The organism is Streptomyces sp., from assembly GCF_036566765.1.
Classification (GTDB): domain Bacteria; phylum Actinomycetota; class Actinomycetes; order Streptomycetales; family Streptomycetaceae; genus Streptomyces.
The window spans coordinates 1-17,831 of the sequence record NZ_DATCVQ010000356.1 but is presented as its reverse complement, the minus strand read 5'-3'; the positions used below and the strand labels follow the sequence as shown (position 1 = coordinate 17,831).

General features: G+C 72.0%; 16 protein-coding genes. 11 read left to right on the top strand and 5 right to left on the bottom strand.

Annotation, left to right across the window (positions count from 1 at the left end; genetic code table 11):
- Nucleotides 1-1,225: PucR family transcriptional regulator ligand-binding domain-containing protein (locus VIU94_RS20805; protein ID WP_331913343.1), on the bottom strand; the 1,225-nt coding region annotated here is incomplete at its 3' end.
- A gap of 360 nt (nucleotides 1,226-1,585) precedes the next feature.
- On the opposite strand from VIU94_RS20805, the gene VIU94_RS20800 reads away from it, so the two are divergent.
- The 7 genes from VIU94_RS20800 to VIU94_RS20770 all read left to right on the top strand — a co-directional run bounded on the left by VIU94_RS20800 (nucleotide 1,586) and on the right by VIU94_RS20770 (nucleotide 11,543).
- On the top strand, nucleotides 1,586-2,476 hold the full coding sequence (locus VIU94_RS20800; RefSeq protein ID WP_331913342.1) for an FAD binding domain-containing protein: 891 nt from the start codon (nucleotides 1,586-1,588) through the stop codon (nucleotides 2,474-2,476).
- A gap of 2 nt (nucleotides 2,477-2,478) precedes the next feature.
- On the top strand, nucleotides 2,479-3,075 hold the full coding sequence (locus VIU94_RS20795; protein WP_331913344.1) for a (2Fe-2S)-binding protein: 597 nt from the start codon (nucleotides 2,479-2,481) through the stop codon (nucleotides 3,073-3,075).
- A 2-nt stretch (nucleotides 3,076-3,077) separates the two neighbouring features.
- A complete protein-coding gene (gene pucD / locus VIU94_RS20790) occupies nucleotides 3,078-5,477 on the top strand; it encodes a xanthine dehydrogenase subunit D (protein ID WP_331913341.1) in 2,400 nt (799 codons plus the stop codon).
- Between the two features lie 324 nt (nucleotides 5,478-5,801).
- Nucleotides 5,802-7,277 carry an NCS2 family permease gene (locus VIU94_RS20785; RefSeq protein ID WP_331913340.1) on the top strand — a complete coding sequence of 492 codons (1,476 nt, stop codon included), beginning with the start codon at nucleotides 5,802-5,804 and terminating at the stop codon, nucleotides 7,275-7,277.
- 42 nt (nucleotides 7,278-7,319) lie between these two features.
- Nucleotides 7,320-8,468: an XdhC family protein gene (locus VIU94_RS20780; protein WP_331913339.1), complete on the top strand. Its 1,149-nt coding sequence runs from the start codon at nucleotides 7,320-7,322 to the stop codon at nucleotides 8,466-8,468.
- A 197-nt stretch (nucleotides 8,469-8,665) separates the two neighbouring features.
- The gene (locus tag VIU94_RS20775; RefSeq protein ID WP_331913338.1) at nucleotides 8,666-10,234 is read left to right on the top strand and encodes a serine/threonine-protein kinase; all 1,569 of its coding nucleotides are present in this window, start codon (nucleotides 8,666-8,668) and stop codon (nucleotides 10,232-10,234) included.
- A 145-nt stretch (nucleotides 10,235-10,379) separates the two neighbouring features.
- Nucleotides 10,380-11,543 (top strand): glycoside hydrolase family 6 protein, encoded by a 1,164-nt coding sequence (locus VIU94_RS20770; protein WP_331913337.1) that lies wholly within the window; start codon nucleotides 10,380-10,382, stop codon nucleotides 11,541-11,543.
- 223 nt (nucleotides 11,544-11,766) lie between these two features.
- Here VIU94_RS20770 and VIU94_RS20765 read toward each other — a convergent pair whose 3' ends face one another.
- Entirely contained in the window at nucleotides 11,767-12,372 is a 606-nt protein-coding gene (locus tag VIU94_RS20765) for a TetR/AcrR family transcriptional regulator (protein WP_331913336.1), read from the bottom strand.
- 127 nt (nucleotides 12,373-12,499) lie between these two features.
- On the opposite strand from VIU94_RS20765, the gene VIU94_RS20760 reads away from it, so the two are divergent.
- From VIU94_RS20760 to VIU94_RS20745, 4 genes are all read left to right on the top strand, one after another.
- Nucleotides 12,500-13,648: an acyl-CoA dehydrogenase family protein gene (locus tag VIU94_RS20760; protein WP_331913335.1), complete on the top strand. Its 1,149-nt coding sequence runs from the start codon at nucleotides 12,500-12,502 to the stop codon at nucleotides 13,646-13,648.
- A gap of 67 nt (nucleotides 13,649-13,715) precedes the next feature.
- On the top strand, nucleotides 13,716-14,477 hold the full coding sequence (locus VIU94_RS20755) for an SDR family NAD(P)-dependent oxidoreductase (protein ID WP_331913334.1): 762 nt from the start codon (nucleotides 13,716-13,718) through the stop codon (nucleotides 14,475-14,477).
- A 96-nt stretch (nucleotides 14,478-14,573) separates the two neighbouring features.
- A complete protein-coding gene (locus VIU94_RS20750; RefSeq protein WP_331913333.1) occupies nucleotides 14,574-15,278 on the top strand; it encodes a TetR/AcrR family transcriptional regulator in 705 nt (234 codons plus the stop codon).
- Between the two features lie 110 nt (nucleotides 15,279-15,388).
- Entirely contained in the window at nucleotides 15,389-15,775 is a 387-nt protein-coding gene (locus VIU94_RS20745) for a PhlB family protein (protein WP_331913332.1), read from the top strand.
- Between the two features lie 108 nt (nucleotides 15,776-15,883).
- Here VIU94_RS20745 and VIU94_RS20740 read toward each other — a convergent pair whose 3' ends face one another.
- The 3 genes from VIU94_RS20740 to VIU94_RS20730 form a co-directional block, all read right to left on the bottom strand.
- Nucleotides 15,884-16,840, bottom strand: a complete 957-nt coding sequence (locus VIU94_RS20740; RefSeq protein WP_331913331.1) for an electron transfer flavoprotein subunit alpha/FixB family protein — start codon at nucleotides 16,838-16,840, stop codon at nucleotides 15,884-15,886.
- 36 nt (nucleotides 16,841-16,876) lie between these two features.
- Nucleotides 16,877-17,662 carry an electron transfer flavoprotein subunit beta/FixA family protein gene (locus VIU94_RS20735; protein WP_331913330.1) on the bottom strand — a complete coding sequence of 262 codons (786 nt, stop codon included), beginning with the start codon at nucleotides 17,660-17,662 and terminating at the stop codon, nucleotides 16,877-16,879.
- A 28-nt stretch (nucleotides 17,663-17,690) separates the two neighbouring features.
- Nucleotides 17,691-17,831: acyl-CoA dehydrogenase family protein (locus VIU94_RS20730; RefSeq protein ID WP_329849561.1), on the bottom strand; the 141-nt coding region annotated here is incomplete at its 5' end.

The window sequence follows — 17,831 nt, the reverse complement described above, 5'->3', positions numbered from 1 at the left end:
CGAGCAGCGCGTCCGCGTGCAGGCCGAGCGCCGGCGCGGTCTCGTCCTCGCTGTCCGGCAGCGGGGCCGCCGGCAGCGGCACCAGGGCGATCGCCTCGTCGCCGGTGTGCGCGACGGCGATCCGGTCGGCGGAGTCCGCCCCGGAGGTCGCCGGGTCGACCAGGATCTCCTCCAGGAGCGCCTGGGCCACCGAGCCGGAGTCGACCGTCGGTCCCGTCCCGCCCTCCTGGTCCCACTCGACGCGGGCGACGACGACCTGCCAGTGCGGCGCCGTGCCGAGCCCGGGCAGCAGCACCGGCGCGGCGACCCGCAGGCGCGCCGCGATCTCGGCGGGCGCGGCGCCCGACTGGACCAGCTCAAGGACCTCCTGCGCCAGCCGGCGGCGTACCGTGCGCGCCGCGTCCCGCCGGTCCCGCTCGACCGCGATCAGCTGCGTGACGCCCTGGAGCAGGTCGAGCCGGGCGGCCGGCCACTCCCCGGCGTCCGCCTCGACGGCCAGCAGCCAGTCGGACAGGACCGTCTCGCGGACGTCGCGGGACGCCGAGGGCGCGCCGCGCCCGGTGTTCCGGATCGGGAACAGGGAGTACGTGGATCCGGCCGCAGAGACCCGGTGCGGGCCCCGCCTGCCGGTGCGGGTGGCGGCCAGGTGCTCGCCGGCCAGGGCCGGGCCGAGCGAGCCCTCCAGCGGCTCGCCCGCGCCCGCGATCTGCCGGCCGGTGGGGGAGAGTACCCAGGCCCGGAGGTCGAGGTCGGAGCCGAGGAGATCCAGGACCACCTCGGGGCCGCCGCCGGCCGGGCCGGAGGTCATCAGCCGCCGGTGCCGGTCCACGACCGCCGCCAGATCGCCGGCCCGCTCGCCGGAGACCTGTCGAACAACGTGCTCCGTAATCGTCGCGAATGCAACGGACTCGTTCACCGCAAACAGCGGCAAGCGGTGGCGCAAACACGCCTGCACCAGATCGTCGGGGATGTCGCCGAGCTCGGCCTCACCGGCCGCGAGCCCAGCCACCCCGGCCGACGCCAGGATCCGGACGAACGGCTCCGCGTCCGCCGGCTCCCGGTACCAGGCCAGGCCGCTGAGCACCAGCTCGCCGCCGGAGAGGTAGCGGCTGGGGTCCTTCAGGTCCGTCGTCATCACGCCACGGACCGTCCGGTCGAGCTCTTCCTCGCCGCCGAGCAGGCGCAGCCCCAGCGCGTCGGTCTCCAGCAATGCGCGCAGCCGCATCTCGTCGCCGCCGTTCTTCTCGTCAGTGGTGTGAAGGTGTCTGGATGTGGGCGGTTACCGGGTACTCCTGTTTCCGGGGGGAAACAGTGAGGTGGTAGTTCTCCGCCTTTCGTTCGAATCTACAAGACGAGGGTGGGCAGCAGCCAACTCCTTCATGGTTTCGGTGACTGCACTCGGGCGATCCCGGCTTGTGTACTGGGCCACACACCGCGTTAACAGCACATGAATAGACGTCGAGGGCCACCCGTCCCCCGCTCTGGTCCCCCGACCTCCACGACCAAGAAGCAACCTGGTCGCCCCCCACGATCAAGAAGAAACCTGGTCGACCCCCCGATCAAGAAGCAAGAAGAGAGCCGCACCATGGACTTCCTTCGCCCCGCCAGCTGGGAGGAGGCGCTCGCCGCAAAGGCCGAGCACCCCACCGCAGTGCCCATCGCGGGTGGTACGGACGTCATGGTCGAGATCAACTTCGACCACCGTCGTCCGGAGTACCTCCTGGACCTCAATCGCATCGAGGAGCTGTGCGAGTACGAGGTCGGCGAGAAGAACGTCCGCCTGGGCGCCTCCGTTCCCTACACGCAGATCATGGAGCACCTGCGCGCCGAGCTGCCCGGTCTGGCTCTCGCCTCCCACACGGTCGCCTCGCCGCAGATCCGCAACCGCGGCGGCGTCGGCGGCAACCTGGGCACCGCCTCCCCGGCCGGTGACGCCCACCCCGCGCTGCTCGCGGCGGGCGCCGAGGTCGAGGTCGAGTCGGTGCGCGGCAACCGGTTCATCCCGATCGACGAGTTCTACACGGGCGTGAAGCGCAACGCGCTGCAGCCCGACGAGCTGATCAAGACCGTCCACATCAAGAAGGCGGACGGCCCCCAGCAGTACTCGAAGGTCGGCACCCGCAACGCCATGGTCATCGCGGTCTGCGCCTTCGGCCTGGCGCTCCACCCGGAGACCCGCACCGTCCGGACCGGCATCGGTTCGGCCGCGCCGACCCCGATCCGCGCCAAGGAGGCCGAGGTCTTCCTGAACGCGGCTCTGGAGGAGGGCGGCTTCTGGGAGAGCGGCAAGATCATCACCCCGTCGATCGCGAAGCAGTTCGCCGACCTGTGCTCGGGCGCCGCGAACCCGATCGACGATGTCCGCGGCACGGCGAAGTACCGCCGCCACGCCGTCGGCATCATGGCCCGCCGCCAGCTCGGCTGGACCTGGGAGCAGTACCGCGGCCCCGGCCGCTCGCTTGAGGGAGCTGCATGACCATGCGCGTGAACTTCACGGTCAACGGTCGTCCGCAGGAAGCCGACGACGTCTGGGAGGGCGAGTCCCTGCTCTACGTGCTGCGTGAGCGCATGGGCCTGCCCGGCTCCAAGAACGCCTGCGAGCAGGGCGAGTGCGGCTCCTGCACGGTCCGTCTGGACGGTGTGCCGGTCTGTTCCTGTCTGGTCGCCGCCGGTCAGGTCGAGGGCCGCGAGGTCGTCACCGTCGAGGGCCTGGCGGACTTCGCCCAGCAGCGCGCGGAGCGCGGCCACGGCGGCGGCTGTGCCTCCGGCGCCTGCGGCACCTCGCTCGACGAGGCCAAGAAGTGGGAGGCCCGGCCGGGCCAGGACTCGCAGACCGGCGAGGGCGTGGCGCTCTCCCCGATCCAGCAGGCGTTCATCGACGCCGGCGCGGTCCAGTGCGGCTTCTGCACCCCCGGTCTGCTGATCGCCGCCGACGAGCTCCTGGAGCGGCAGAGCGCCCCGTCCGACCAGGACATCCGTGAGGCCCTGTCCGGCAACCTCTGCCGCTGCACGGGCTACGAGACGATCCTCGACGCGGTCCGCCTGGCGGCCGCCCGACAGGGAGAGGCGGTCTGACCATGGCGCAGAACACCCGCACTCCGTCCGGCACCCCGACGAACGTCACCCAGAGGCACACCCGGGGCGGCATCGGCGAGTCCACGCTCCGCCCCGACGGCACCCTCAAGGTCACCGGCGAGTTCGCGTACTCATCGGACATGTGGCACGAGGACATGCTCTGGGGCCAGACGCTCCGCTCGACCGTCGCGCACGCCGAGATCGTCTCCATCGACGTCTCCGAGGCCCTCGCGACGTCCGGCGTCTACGCCGTCCTGACGTACGACGACCTGCCGGCCGAGATGAAGCACTACGGCCTGGAGATCCAGGACACCCCCGTCCTGGCTCACGGCCGGGTACGGCACCACGGCGAGCCGGTGGCCCTGATCGCCGCCGACCACCCGGAGACCGCCCGCCGCGCGGCCGCCAAGGTCAAGATCGAGTACCGGGAGCTGCCGCTCGTCACGGACGAGGCCTCCGCGCTCGCTCCCGACGCGCCGCTGATCCACGAGGGCCGCGACGACCACCACGCCGGTCACGTCCCGCACCCGAACATCGTGCACCGCCAGCCGATCGTCCGCGGCAACGTGGCGGAGGCGCGAAAGCGGGCCGACGTGATCGTCGAGGGCGAGTACGTCTTCGGCATGCAGGACCAGGCCTTCCTCGGCCCGGAGTCCGGCCTCGCGGTGCCCTGCGAGGACGGCGGCGTCGACCTGTACGTGGCCACCCAGTGGCTGCACTCGGACCTCCGCCAGATCGCCCCGGTCCTCGGCCTGCCCGAGGACAAGGTCCGCATGACGCTCTCCGGCGTCGGCGGCGCCTTCGGCGGCCGCGAGGACCTGTCGATGCAGATCCACGCCTGCCTGCTGGCGCTCCGCACCGGCAAGCCGGTCAAGATCGTCTACAACCGCTTCGAGTCCTTCTTCGGCCATGTGCACCGCCACCCGGCGAAGCTCCACTACGAGCACGGCGCCACCAAGGACGGCAAGCTCACGCACCTCAAGGCCCGGATCGTCCTTGACGGCGGCGCCTACGCCTCGGCCTCCCCGGCCGTCGTCGGCAACGCCTCCTCGCTGGGCGCCGGCCCGTACGTGATCGACGACGTCGAGATCGAGGCGGTCGCGCTCTACACGAACAACCCGCCCTGCGGCGCGATGCGCGGCTTCGGCGCCGTCCAGGCCTGCTTCGCGTACGAGGCCCAGATGGACAAGCTCGCGGCGAAGCTGGGCATGGACCCGGTGGAGTTCCGCCGGCTGAACGCCATGGAGCAGGGCACGGTCATGCCGACCGGCCAGGTCGTGGACTCGCCCGCCCCGGTCGCCGAGCTGCTGCGCCGGGTCAAGGCCCGTCCGATGCCGCCGGAGCAGCAGTGGGTCACCGCCGGAGAGCAGGCGGACGTCCGCGCGCTGCCCGGAGGTCTGTCGAACACCACGCACGGCGAGGGCGTCGTCCGCGGTGTCGGCTACGCCGTCGGCATCAAGAACGTCGGCTTCTCCGAGGGCTTCGACGACTACTCGACCGCCCGGGTCCGCCTGGAGGTCATCAACGGCGAGCCGGTCGCGATGGTCCACACGGCCATGGCCGAGGTCGGCCAGGGCGGTGTCACCGTCCACGCCCAGATCGCCCGTACGGAGCTGGGCGTCACGCAGGTGACCATCCACCCGGCCGACACCCAGGTCGGCTCCGCCGGTTCGACGTCCGCCTCCCGGCAGACGTACATGACCGGCGGCGCGGTGAAGAACACCTGCGAGAAGGTGCGCGAGGCCGTCCTCGAGATCGGCCGCCGCAAGTTCGGCTCGTACCACCCGGCCTGGGCCACCGCCGAGCTGCTGCTCGAAGGCGGCAAGGTCGTCACCGACGGCGGCGAGGTCCTCGCGGACCTGGCGGACGTCCTGGAGGGCGAGTCGGTCGACCAGGAGCACGAGTTCCGGCACCGCCCGACCGTCCCGTTCGACCTGGTCACCGGCCAGGGCGACGGCCACGTCCAGTACACCTTCGCCGCGCACCGCGCGGTGGTGGAGGTGGACACCGAACTCGGCCTGGTCAAGGTCATCGAGCTCGCTGTCGCCCAGGACGTCGGCAAGGCGCTCAACATGCTCTCCGTCGTCGGCCAGATCCAGGGTGGCACCACCCAGGGCCTGGGCGTCGCGGTGATGGAAGAGATCATCGTGGACCCGAAGACCGCGAAGGTGCGCAACCCCTCCTTCACGGACTACCTGATCCCGACGATTCTCGACACGCCGACCATCCCGGTCGACGTACTCGAACTGGCCGACCCCAACGCGCCGTACGGCCTGCGGGGACTCGGCGAGGCCCCGACCCTGTCGTCCACCCCGGCCGTCCTCGCGGCGATCCGGAACGCGACGGGTCTGGAGCTGAACAAGACGCCGGTCCGCCCCGAGGCGCTCACCGGCACCCTGTAGGACCTCTCCGGACGGCGTGTGCCTCCCAGGAACGTCACACTTCCGCGCCCACGCCGTCCGGGGACCCGCAGTACCCGCTCGAACCGCAGTACCCGCTCGAACCGCAAGACCCGCTCAACCGCTGAACCCGCTCAACCGCAGTACCCGCTCGAACCGCTTGAACCGCAGTACCCACGCTTCACCCGCAGTACTGATTCAACCCGTTCGTCTCGGGCCGTCCCCCGGGTCGTGCAGCCAACGAAATATCCCAAATCCCGCAGCTTCACAGATCAGAGCTTAGGAAGTCTGATGCGGGTGCCCCTTTGAACCTTGGGAGTAGGCCCCATGACCCAGTCGTCAGTGGAGCCCAAGACCACCGCAGAGGACGCGGGCTCCGGCTCGAACGTCCCCTCCGGCCGCTCTTGGCTCGACCGGTACTTTCACATCTCCGAAAGAGGATCCACCGTCGGAACGGAGGTGCGTGGCGGCATCACCACCTTCATGGCGATGGCGTACATCCTCCTGCTCAACCCCCTGATCCTCGGCGGCAAGGATGTGGACGGAAACGTCCTCAGCCAGCCCGCGCTCATCACTGCGACTGCGATATGCGCCGCCGTGACCACCCTGCTCATGGGCTTCTGGGGCAAGGTCCCGCTCGCCCTCGCGGCAGGGCTCAGCGTCTCCGGCGTGATGGCCTCCCAGGTCGTCCCGCTGATGACCTGGCCCCAGGCCATGGGCATGTCCGTGGCCTATGGCGCCGTGATCTGTCTCCTGGTCGTCTCCGGCCTGCGCGAGATGATCATGAACGCCATCCCGCTCGCCCTGAAGCACGGGATCACCATCGGCATCGGCCTCTTCATCGCGATCATCGGCTTCGTGAAGGCCGGTTTCGTGCACGAGAACCCGTCCCCCGGCGGCGGCCCGGTGACTCTGGGCCCGCTCGGCGAACTCCAGGGCTGGCCCGTCCTGCTCTTCGCCGTCACCCTGCTGCTGATCTTCGCGCTGCAGGCCCGTAACGTCCCCGGCGCCATCCTCATCGGCATCGTCGTGGGCACCGTCGTCGCCGCGATCGTCAACACGGTCGTCGACATCCCGGCCAAGGGCGCCGGTTCCTGGTTCGCGGGCGCTCCGGAGCTGCACGGCAGCGCGGTCTCCACACCCGACTTCTCTCTGATCGGCCAGGTCTCCTTCAGCGGCTGGGGCGACGTCGGCTACATCACGGTCACCATGATCGTCTTCACCCTGGTCCTCGCCGGCTTCTTCGACGCCATGGCCACCATCCTGGGCGTCGGCACCGAGGCCAAGCTCGCGGACGACCGGGGCCGGATGCCCGGCCTGTCCAAGGCGCTGTTCATCGACGGCGCGGGCGGCGTCCTCGGCGGCGCCGGCGGCGCCTCCGGCCAGACCGTCTTCGTCGAGTCCGCGACCGGCGTCGGCGAGGGCGCCCGCACGGGTCTCGCGTCGGTCGTCACCGGCGGCTTCTTCGTCCTCTGCCTCTTCTTCACCCCGCTCACCGCGATCGTGCCCGCCGAGGTCGCCTCCGCGGCCCTGGTCGTCATCGGCGCGATGATGATGCAGAACGCCAAGCACGTCGACTGGAGCGACCGCTCCGTGGCGATCCCGGTGTTCCTCACCGTGGTCCTGATGCCGTTCACGTACACCATCACCACCGGTGTCGCGGCGGGCGTGATCTCCTACGCCGTCATCAAGTCGGCGCAGGGCAAGGCGCGGGAGGTCGGGGCCTTCATGTGGGCGCTGACCGCGATCTTCATCGTGTACTTCGCCATCCACCCGATCGAGAGCTGGCTCGGCGTCGGCTGACGCCGGTAGCGTCGCCCTCCCCGCACCCGCAAGGAGACCGAGATGCTGGACATCGCCGATGAGCTGAACCGGTGGGTCGAGCAGGGACGCGAGTTCGCCGTCGCCACCGTCGTGGCGGTCGGCGGGAGCGCGCCCCGTCAACCGGGCGCCGCGCTCGCCGTCGACAGCGACGGCACGGCGATCGGCTCGGTCTCCGGCGGGTGTGTGGAGGGCGCGGTGTACGAGCTGTGCCTGCAGGCGCTGGAGGACGGGCAGACCGTCGTCGAGCAGTTCGGCTACAGCGACGAGGACGCCTTCGCGGTCGGTCTGACCTGCGGCGGCATCATCGACATTCTCGTCACTCCGGTACGCGGCGGGGTCTTCCCCGCCGCACTGGCGGCCGCCGCCTTTGGGGAGGCGGCGGCCTTGGCCCGGATCGTCGACGGCCCGGACGAGCTGCGCGGCAAGGCGCTGCTCGTCCGGCCGGACGGCACGTACGAGGGCGTCCTCGGCGGCCACCCCGAGCTGGACCGCACCGCGGCGGGCGAGGCCCGCGCGATGCTGGACGCCGGCCGCACCGGCACGGTGGAGATCGGCGAGGACGGCAGCCGCTGCGGGCAGCCGCTGACCCTGCTGGTCGAGTCCTCGGTGCCCCAGCCGCGCATGATCGTCTTCGGCGCCATCGACTTCGCGTCCGCGCTGGTCCGGGTCGGCAAGTTCCTCGGCTACCGCGTGACCCTGTGCGACGCCCGCCCCGTCTTCGCCACCCCCGCCCGCTTCCCCGACGCCGACGAGATCGCCGTCGAATGGCCGCACCGCTATCTGGCGGCCGCCGCCGAGGCGGGCGAACTCGACAGCCGCACCGTGCTGTGCGTCCTCACCCACGACGCCAAGTTCGACATCCCGCTGCTCGAACTGGCCCTCAAGCTTCCCGTCGCCTACGTCGGCGCGATGGGCTCCCGCCGCACCCACGAGGACCGCAACAAGCGCCTTCGCGACGTGGGCGTGAGCGAACTGGAGATCGCCCGGCTCCGCTCCCCGATAGGCCTCGACCTCGGCGCCCGCACCCCCGAAGAGACCGCCCTGTCGATCGGCGCCGAGATCGTGGCCAACCGCCGCGGCGGCACCGGCCTCTCCCTCACCGGCGCCCACACCCCCATCCACCACGACGGCCCCCACGAACCGACGGGCCGGATCGGGAACGTCGCGTAGGTCCTGGGCGCCCCCTCGTCTTCGCCCAGGGTTCCCTGGACTGGCTCCACACGGCTCTCGGGGAGCAGCGGAACCGACCCTGGACGCGCGCTTGCGGCTTTCCTGTGAAGGGGTCCCCCGGGGAGGAGAGCGTCTCTATCCTTAGCCCCCTGAGTGCGGTGAATTTGCCGTAGGGGAACGGCAGTTGGGAGCTGACGGTGGCAGAGGCGCGGCCTGGGGCGGTGATCGGCGGGCGGTACGCCTTGACCCGGGCGCTGGGGGCCGGGGGGTTCGGGCAGGTGTGGCAGGCGCATGATCCTGTGCTCGGCGTGGACGTGGCGGTCAAGCAGGTGCGTCTTGACGGGCCGTTGCCGGAGGAGGCGCGTGCTGAATTGTTGGCTCGGGCCGCTCGCGAGGCGCGGCATGCGGCTCGGCTGCGCGATCATGCGCACATCGTCACCGTGTATGACGTCGTCGAGGTCGACGAGGGCGCCTCGAAGGTTCCCTGGATCGTCATGCAGTGGGTCGATGGCCGTTCGCTCGCCGATGAGTTGAAGGACGGCGGCCCGCTGGACCCCTCGCGCGCCGCCGCCGTCGCCTCGGCGCTGCTGAGCGCGCTCGACGCCGCCCATCGGGCGGGCGTCGTGCACCGGGACGTCAAGCCCGCCAACGTGCTGCTCGGTGCGGACGGTTCCGTCCTGCTCGCCGACTTCGGGATCGCGCTGGCCCTCACCGACCCCCGGCTCACCCGCACCACCCTCGTCATCGGCTCGCCCGGTTACATGGCGCCGGAGCGCTGGCAGGGGGCCGGGAGCGATGGCCGGGCCGACCTCTTCTCGTTGGGCGTGACGCTGTACGAGGCGGTGGAGGGCGTCCTCCCGTTCCGCGCCGACAACCCCACCGCCGCGCTGACGGAGGAGCCCCGGCCGATGGAGCGGGCTGGGGGTTTGGAGCCTTTGATCCGCGGCCTGTTGGAGAAGGACCCCGCCGCCCGGCCCACCGTCGAGGCGGCTCGGGAGCTGCTCGCCGCGGAGGCCGCGACCGTCCGGCGTCCGCCCGTGCGACGCCCTACCGTCCGGGAGACGCGGCCGATGGACCCGGGGCCGAGGAAGCCGGTGCGGCGCCCGGACGGGGCCGTGACGCTGACCCGGAGCAGAGGTGATCTGGTGACCGAGTACGGCGTGTACGTCGGGACGGTCGGGATGCGTTGGTGCGCCGGCCTCGGGGCCTTCCTCGGGGCCGTCACCGTCGGCGACCCCGTCCTGGAGATCGGATCCCTGGAGATCGGGGACGACCGGTGGTACTTCAACGGCCTGCTGGGACTCGGCGTGCTCGCCATACTCGGCGGGTTCGCGTGTTGGCTGGTGGGCCTCGGCATCGGGGCGCGGGCGAAGTCCGACACGATCACCGTCGACGCGCACGGGCTCACCGTCACCGGATGGCGGCAGAACGAGGTGCGGGGCGGCACCGCGACCGGCGGGCTCAAGCCGCCTGCCCCGAGCTCCTTCACGATCAGGTGGGACGCCCTGGAGCGCATCGCCGTCGAGAACCGGGGCTCGAGCCTGCTCTCGGCCTCGGCCGTCGCCGCCTGGTTCCGCCCGGGCGACGAGCCCTCCACGGCCTGGCGCACCAAGCACGACGTGGAGCCGCGGGAGGGCGGTGGCCTGTGGGTCTACAGCCCCGACCGCGACCGCCCGACGACGATCGACGGGGAGCGGCTGCGCGACGCCCTGCGGCGCTTCGCGCCCGAGCTCTACGACGACCCGGACGACGTCCCCGACCCCTGACGCGCACAGGGCCGGGCGCGCGCTCCCCGATCGGCCGAGCGCTCGCCCGGGACGCGCCTCCGGCGGGAAGCGGCGGAGCTTGAATCGGGGGGCCGGGGGAGGGACGCTCCGGTTCCGCCCTCCCCGGTCCGTCGAAGGACGGTTCATGCGTCGCAGCTTCATCGCCGTCCTCGCCCTCGCCCTGGCGTCCGCCCTGCTCCCGGCCGCCTGGTCCGCGACCGCCCCCGCGCCCGTCCGGTTCCACACCCCCGCGGCCTCCCCCGCCGCCCACGCCCAGTACCGCGAACTCCTGAGACAGGACGAGCGGAGCGACGCCGCCGGGCTGCTCGCCATGATCCGTACGCCGCACGCCGTCTGGCTCGGCGACGAGGGCGCGGCACAGACCGAGGCGGAGGCGCGGGACGTCGTGCGGGCCGCCGCGCGGGAGGGCTCGGTGCCGGTCTTCGTCGTCTACGACGTCCCCGGCCGGGACTGCTCCCACTACTCCGGCGGCGGCCTCGGCAGCACCGCCGAGTACCGGGCCTGGATCGATGCCGTCGCCCGCGGCATCGGCGGGCGGCACCGGGCGCTGGTCGTCCTCGAACCCGACGGGCTCGCCCTGCTCCCTTCCGACTGCGGCCAGGACGACGCGGCCGGCACGAAGACCGCGGCCCGGTACGCCGAACTCGGCTACGCCGTCGACGCCCTCGAACCCCTCGCCGGCGTCAGGGTCTACCTCGACGCCGGGCACCCGGGCTGGCACTCTGTCAACTCCCTGGTCCCGCGCCTGATCAGGGCGGGGGTCGAGCGCGCGACCGGCTTCGCCGTCAACGTCTCGAACTACCACACCGACGACGCCGTCGCCTGGTACGGCCGCCTCGTCGCGTCCTGCCTCGCGTACGCGGCGGGCGGCGGCGACCCCGCCGCCTGCCCGAACCAGCAGGGGCCGCGGGAGACCGCCCGCACCTGGCTGGCGCAGCACCCCGGGGCCACGCACTTCGTCACCGACTCCAGCCGCAACGGGCGCGGCCCGTGGACCCCGCCGGCCGGCACGTACACCGACCCTCAGGACTGGTGCAATCCGCCCGGCCGGGGCGCCGGGGCCCGGCCGACCGCCGCCACCGGCGACCCGCTGCACGACGCCCGGCTGTGGATCAAGACGCCGGGGGAGTCGGACGGGCTCTGCCTGCGCGGCGCCGCCGGGCCGCTGGACCCGGAGCGGCAGACCGTCGACCCCAGGGCCGGGGAGTGGTTCCCCGCCCAGGCCCTGGAGCTCGTCCGGCTGGCCGAGCCCGCGTTCCCGCAGGCCGCGCCCGCAGTGCTCAGATGAGACTGCGCAGATGCGCGCAGGCCTCCGCCTCCGTGACGTGCACGGCGACCGGCTCGTGGCGGCCCCGCTCGTACACCCCGGTCTCCCAGCCCTGCTCCGTCCGGCGCAGATATACGAAGTCGGGCGGGGTGGGCGCCGGTTCGTGAACGCCCTCAGTCCTTCCGGAGCCTGCTCAGCCCCCGAGCGCCTCCGCTTTCCGGAGCCCCCTCAGCCCCCCGCCCCCTCAGCCCTTCCGTAGCCCGCTCAGCAGCAGCTCCGCCAGCTGCTCGTACGCTTCCGCGTCCTTCAGGCCGGTCGCCGTCGCCACCTGGCGCTGCTGGATCCGGACCATCACCGACGCGATCACGTCCGCCGCGAAGGCCACGTGCACCTCGCGGAAGACGCCGGCGCGGACGCCCTCCTCGATCAGTTGCTGCACCCGCCCCGCGGCCGCCCGCGTGTTGCGCTCGTAGACCTCGGCGGCCGGCTCGAAGGCGGCCACGTCGTCGAAGAACTGGGGGGAGACCGGGGCGAGTTCGGCCGCGACGGCGCGCAGGTAGGCGGCCAGCCGCCCGGCCGGCTCCTTCTGCGCGGCCAGGACCGCCTCCACCCGGGTCGTCGCCCGCCGGAAGAAGTGCACCACCGCCGCTCGGACGAGCTGCTCCTTGCTGCCCGCGAGCCCGTACAGCGTCCGCTTCGAGCAGCGCAGCCGCGCGGCCAGGTCGTCGAGCGTGAAGCGGGCGAAGCCCTCGCCGACCAGGAGCGCCACGAGCTCCTCGAACAGCTCGGACCGGCGGGCCGCGCCGCGGCCCGTCAGCTTCGGGGCGTCGGCTCCGGAGGTCTCGATCACCCGAACAGTATGCCGGTCGACCCGTTCAGGGGGTTACGGCGGACACCGTCTGCGCTACTCTCAACGGTACTGAGGTACCGCTCGCAGTACCGTTTCGCCCGCGCCCTTGCGTGTCACTGGAGTCGCCATGGACGTCGACCGCCTGCTCCCCACCCCCGAAGCAGCGGACCTGATCGCCCTCACCCGGGAGATCGCCGACAAGGAGCTCGCCCCCCGTGTGGACGAGCACGAGGCCGCCGAGTCGTACCCGGAGGGCCTGTTCGCCACCCTCGGCCGGGCCGGTCTGCTCGGCCTCGCGTACCCCGAGGAGTTCGGCGGCGGAGGCCAGCCGTACGAGGTCTACCTCCAGGTGCTGGAGGAGCTCGCGGCCCGCTGGGCGGCCGTCGCCGTCGCCACCAGCGTCCACACCCTCGCCTGCCACCCGCTGCACTCCTTCGGCACGCCCGAGCAGAAGGAGCGCTGGCTCCCCGCGATGCTGGCCGGCGAGACCGTCGGCGGCTACAGCCTCTCCGAGCCGCAGGCCGGCTCCGACGCCGCCGCGCTCGCCTGCAAGGCGGAACGCACGGACGACGGCTCCGCGTACCGGATCACCGGCAACAAGGCCTGGATCACCCACGGCGGCAAGGCCGGCTTCTACGCGCTGTTCGCCCGCACCGCCCCGGGCGGCCACGGCATCTCCTGCTTCCTCGCGCCCGGCGCGACCTCCGGCCTCACCTTCGGCAAGCCGGAGCGGAAGATGGGCCTCCAGGCGGTCCCCACCACCTCCGCCCACTGGGACGGCGCTCTGCTCGACGCCGACCGGCGCATCGGCGAGGAGGGCCAGGGGCTGCAGATCGCGTTCAGCGCCCTGGACTCCGGCCGGCTCGGCATCGCCGCCTGCGCCACCGGGCTCGCCCAGGCGGCCCTCGACGCCGCCGTCGCGTACGCCAACGAGCGCACCACTTTCGGCCGGAAGATCGTCGACCACCAGGGCCTCGGCTTCCTGCTCGCCGACATGGCCGCCGCGGTCGACTCCGCCCGCGCGACCTACCTCGACGCCGCGCGCCGGCGTGACCTCGGCCGCCCCTTCGGCCGCCAGGCCAGCGCGGCCAAGCTGATCGCCACCGACACCGCCATGAAGGTGACCACGGACGCGGTCCAGGTCCTCGGCGGGTACGGCTACACCCGCGACTTCCCGGTCGAGCGCTACATGCGCGAAGCCAAGATCATGCAGATCTTCGAAGGCACCAACCAGATTCAGCGACTCGTCATCAGCCGCCAGCTCGCCGCCCGCTGAGCCGCCGGGCGCATCGCCCGCCGCGGGGATGCCGCGCACCGCATCCGTTCACGATTCGAGGAGTTCCATGGACATCGCCGGTTCCGCCGCGCTCGTCACCGGCGCGGCGTCGGGTCTCGGCGCCGCCACCGCCGCCGCTCTCGCCGCCCGCGGCGCCACCGTCTACGGTCTGGACCTGGACAAGGCCGTCGCGGCGGCCGGTCCGCAGCCCGACGGGGTCACCCTGCTCGCCGCCGACGTCACCCAGGAGGCCCCGGTCCGCGAGGCGCTCGCGCGCATCGAGGCCGACGGCGCGGAGCTGCGGCTCGCCGTCAACTGCGCCGGGATCGCGCCCTCCGCCCGCGTCCTGGGCCGCAAGGGCCCGCACGACCTGGACCTCTTCCAGACGGTCCTGAACGTCAACCTGCTCGGCACCTTCAACGTGATGCGCCTCGCCGCCGAGGCCATCGCCCGGCACGAGCCGGACGAGCACGGCCAGCGCGGCCTCGTGGTCAACACCGCGTCCATCGCCGCGTTCGAGGGCCAGGTCGGCCAGATCGCGTACGCCGCCTCCAAGGCGGGCGTCGCCGGGATGACCATCACCGCCGCCCGCGACCTCGCCCAGTACGGCATCCGGGTCGTGACGATCGCCCCCGGCATCGTCGACACCCCGATGATGGCCGGGTTCAGCGAGGAGATCCGCGCCGGGCTCGCCGCGAGCGTCACCTTCCCGCAGCGCCTCGCGGAGCCGAACGAGTATGCCCGGCTGGTCACGATGGTCGCCGAGCACGACTATCTGAACGGCGAGACGATCCGGATGGACGGCGCGCTGCGCATGGCCGCGCGCTGAACCAGGCGTGGCCGCGCTGAACCAGGCGTGGCCGCGCCGATCCAGGCGTGGCACCAAGTGCCGCCGCACGAGGGATCTGAGTGTTAGGTTCGGGGCATGAGCACCAGCCCCGCAAAGTCCTCGATGCGCGACGCCCTCGTCGCGGCGGCCTTCCAGCTCTTCCTCGAGCACGGCTACGAGCAGACCACGGTCGACGACATCGTGAAGACCGCGGGGGTCGGCCGGCGGTCCTTCTTCCGGTACTTCCCGTCGAAGGAGGACGTGGTCTTCCCCGACCACGAGCAGGCGCTCGCCGAGATGACGGCCTTCCTCGCCGCCAGCGCGGACACCGACGACCCGCTGGTCCGCGTCTGCGACGCGACCCGGCTGGTGATGCGGATGTACGCGGAGAACCCCACCTTCTCCGTCCAGCGCTACCGGCTCACCCGCGAGGTGACGGGCCTGCGCACGTACGAGCTCTCCGTGGTGTGGCGGTACGAGAAGACCCTCGGCGACTACCTGCGCACCCGCTTCGCGGACCGCCGCGACGGCACCCTGCGGGCCAACGTGGTGGCCGCCGCCGTGGTCGCGGCGCACAACCACGTCCTGCGGTCCTGGCTGCGCTCCGGCGGCGAGGGCGACCCCCTCGCCGAGGTGGACCGGGCCCTGGAGTTCGTCCGCGACACCTGGAACCCGGACGGCGCGGGCGCGGAGGCGCCGGCGGACCGGGAGGACGAGGACGTGGTCGTGGTGATCACCCGGCGCAACACCCCGATGTGGCGGGTGGTGCGGGAGGTGGAGTCGACACTCGGCGAGGCGTGAGGCGGCCGAGTTCCTCAAACTGAGGGAACTGAGTGCTTTATTTTGTGGCACTCAGTGCCATAGATTGTCTCCGTGCACAGTCGAGCCGTCGAGTGCAAGGAGAAGGCATCGTGTTCCACACGGGATTCAGGAACGGGACCGCCACCCGGACCGACGAGCCGCCGGCCGGCTCGGAGCTCTACTTCCAGCGCTGCCAGTGGTGTCACACCACGGCCTTCCAGCGCCTGCTCTGCCCGACCTGCGGGTCGACCGATCTGACCCCCGAACGCAGCACCGGCGAGGGCATCGTCTCCGTCCGCCGCGGAGTCACCGCGGCCGAGGCGGACCTGTGGCCCGTCCACATGACCGAGGGCTTCGTGGTGCGCTGCCGCGTCGACGGCCCCCTGCACGCGGTGCGCCCCGGCGTCCGCGTGAAGTTGGCGGCCGCCTCCGAGCGCCCGGGCGAAGAGCCCGTGGTCCGACTCTGCGACGAGGTCCCGCTCGACGGCTGGATCTGAGCGTGGATCCGAGCGTGGATCCGATTCGGAAACCCGACGACGAGAGCCGGTCGAAGGCCCAGGGCCTCCGACCGGCTCTCGTCGTATGCGCCGGTGATCAGTGAGCGGCTAGCGGGCGCCGATCTCGTCCGTCAGCTGCGGCAGCACCTCGAACAGGTCGCCGACGACGCCGTAGTCGACGAGGTCGAAGATCGGGGCCTCCGGGTCCTTGTTGATCGCGACGATCGTCTTCGACGTCTGCATGCCGGCCCGGTGCTGGATCGCGCCGGAGATGCCCGCCGCGACGTACAGCTGCGGCGAGACCTGCTTGCCGGTCTGGCCGACCTGGTTGGAGTGCGGGTACCAGCCGGCGTCCACCGCGGCGCGCGAGGCGCCGACGGCCGCGCCGAGCGAGTCGGCCAGCTTCTCGACGACCTCGAAGCCCTCGGCGGCGCCGACGCCGCGGCCACCGGAGACCACGATCGCGGACTCGGTCAGCTCGGGGCGGCCGGAGGAGACCCGCGGGGTGCGCGAGACGACCTTGGCGGCGTTGCCCGTGAAGGCGACGGCGACGTTCTCGACCGTGCCGGCGGCCGGGGCGGCCTCGGGCGCGGCGGAGTTCGGCTTGACGGTGATGACCGGCGCGCCGTGCGAGACCGTCGACTTCACCTGGTACGAGGCGGCGAAGACGGACTGGGTGGCGACCGGGCCCTTCTCGCCGGCCTCCAGCTCCACGGCGTCGGTGATCAGACCGGACTCGAGGCGCAGCGCGACGCGCGCGGCGATCTCCTTGCCCTCGCCGGACGAGGTGACGAGCACCGCTGCGGCGCCCTTGTCCTTCGCGATCTGGGTGAGCGCGTCGACCTTCGGCACGACGAGCTGCTCGGCGAACTCCGGGCCGTCCGCGACGTACACGGTGGCCGCGCCGTACTCGGCGGCGGTGGCCGCGATGGCGGCGGCGGCCTCGCCGGCGCCGAGGACGACGGCGCTGGGCTCGCCGATGCGGCGGGCCAGGGTCAGCAGTTCGAGGGCCGGCTTACGGACCGCACCGTCGGCGTGGTCCACGAGAACCAGGATCTCAGCCATGATTCATTGCTCCTGAAACGGTGAACAGCGGGGCGGTCAGATGAACTTCTGCGCGGACAGGAAGGCGGCGAGCTGCTTGCCGCCGTCGCCCTCGTCCGTGACGATCGTGCCCTGGGTACGGGCCGGGCGCGGGGTCGCCGAGTCGACCAGGGTCCAGGACCCGGCGAGGCCGACCTCGTCGGCGTCGATGCCGAGGTCGTCCAGGTCCAGCTCCTCGACCGGCTTCTTCTTGGCGGCCATGATCCCCTTGAAGGAGGGGTAACGGGCCTCGCCGGACTGGTCGGTGACCGACACGACGGCCGGCAGCGGGGCCTCGATCAGCTCGGTGGCGGCGTCGCCGTCGCGGCGGCCCTTGACCACACCGTCCTCGACCGAGACCTCCGAAAGCAGCGTGACCTGCGGCAGGTTCAGCCGCTCCGCGAGCAGCGCGGGCAGCACGCCCATGCTGCCGTCGGTCGAGGCCATGCCGCAGACGACCAGGTCGAAACCGGTCTTCTCCAGCGCCTTGGCGACGATCGCGGAGGTGGCGAAGACGTCCGAGCCGTGGATGTCCTCGTCGTTGACGTGGACGGCCTTGTCGGCGCCCATCGAAAGCGCCTTGCGCAGCGCGTCCTTGGCGTCGTCCGGCCCGACGGTGATGACGGTGACCGCGGCGTCGTCGGCCTCTTCCGAGATCCGCAGCGCCTGCTCGACCGCGTACTCGTCCAGCTCCGACAGCAGGCCGTCGACCTCGTCGCGGTCGACCGTCAGGTCGTCGGCGAAACCGCGGTCGCCGGTCGCGTCGGGTACGTACTTCACACAGACAGCGATCCTCAGGGTCACGGCCTGGCTCCTTTCAAGTGACAGACGATTACGGGAGGTTGCGGGCCATGACGATGCGCTGGACCTGGTTGGTGCCTTCGTAGATCTGGGTGATCTTGGCGTCGCGCATCATGCGCTCGACGGGGTAGTCGCGGGTGTAGCCGTAGCCGCCGAGGAGCTGGACGGCGTC

Excerpts from the sequence above, each read along its gene's own strand:
- VIU94_RS20800 (WP_331913342.1), top strand. The coding sequence starts at position 1,586 with ATGGACTTCCTTCGCCCCGCCAGCTGGGAGGAGGCGCTCGCCGCAAAG.
- VIU94_RS20795 (WP_331913344.1), top strand. The coding sequence starts at position 2,479 with ATGCGCGTGAACTTCACGGTCAACGGTCGTCCGCAGGAAGCCGACGAC.
- pucD (WP_331913341.1), top strand. The coding sequence starts at position 3,078 with ATGGCGCAGAACACCCGCACTCCGTCCGGCACCCCGACGAACGTCACC.
- VIU94_RS20785 (WP_331913340.1), top strand. The coding sequence starts at position 5,802 with ATGACCCAGTCGTCAGTGGAGCCCAAGACCACCGCAGAGGACGCGGGC.
- VIU94_RS20780 (WP_331913339.1), top strand. The coding sequence starts at position 7,320 with ATGCTGGACATCGCCGATGAGCTGAACCGGTGGGTCGAGCAGGGACGC.
- VIU94_RS20770 (WP_331913337.1), top strand. The coding sequence starts at position 10,380 with ATGCGTCGCAGCTTCATCGCCGTCCTCGCCCTCGCCCTGGCGTCCGCC.
- VIU94_RS20760 (WP_331913335.1), top strand. The coding sequence starts at position 12,500 with ATGGACGTCGACCGCCTGCTCCCCACCCCCGAAGCAGCGGACCTGATC.
- VIU94_RS20755 (WP_331913334.1), top strand. The coding sequence starts at position 13,716 with ATGGACATCGCCGGTTCCGCCGCGCTCGTCACCGGCGCGGCGTCGGGT.
- VIU94_RS20750 (WP_331913333.1), top strand. The coding sequence starts at position 14,574 with ATGAGCACCAGCCCCGCAAAGTCCTCGATGCGCGACGCCCTCGTCGCG.
- VIU94_RS20740 (WP_331913331.1), bottom strand. The coding sequence starts at position 16,840 with ATGGCTGAGATCCTGGTTCTCGTGGACCACGCCGACGGTGCGGTCCGT.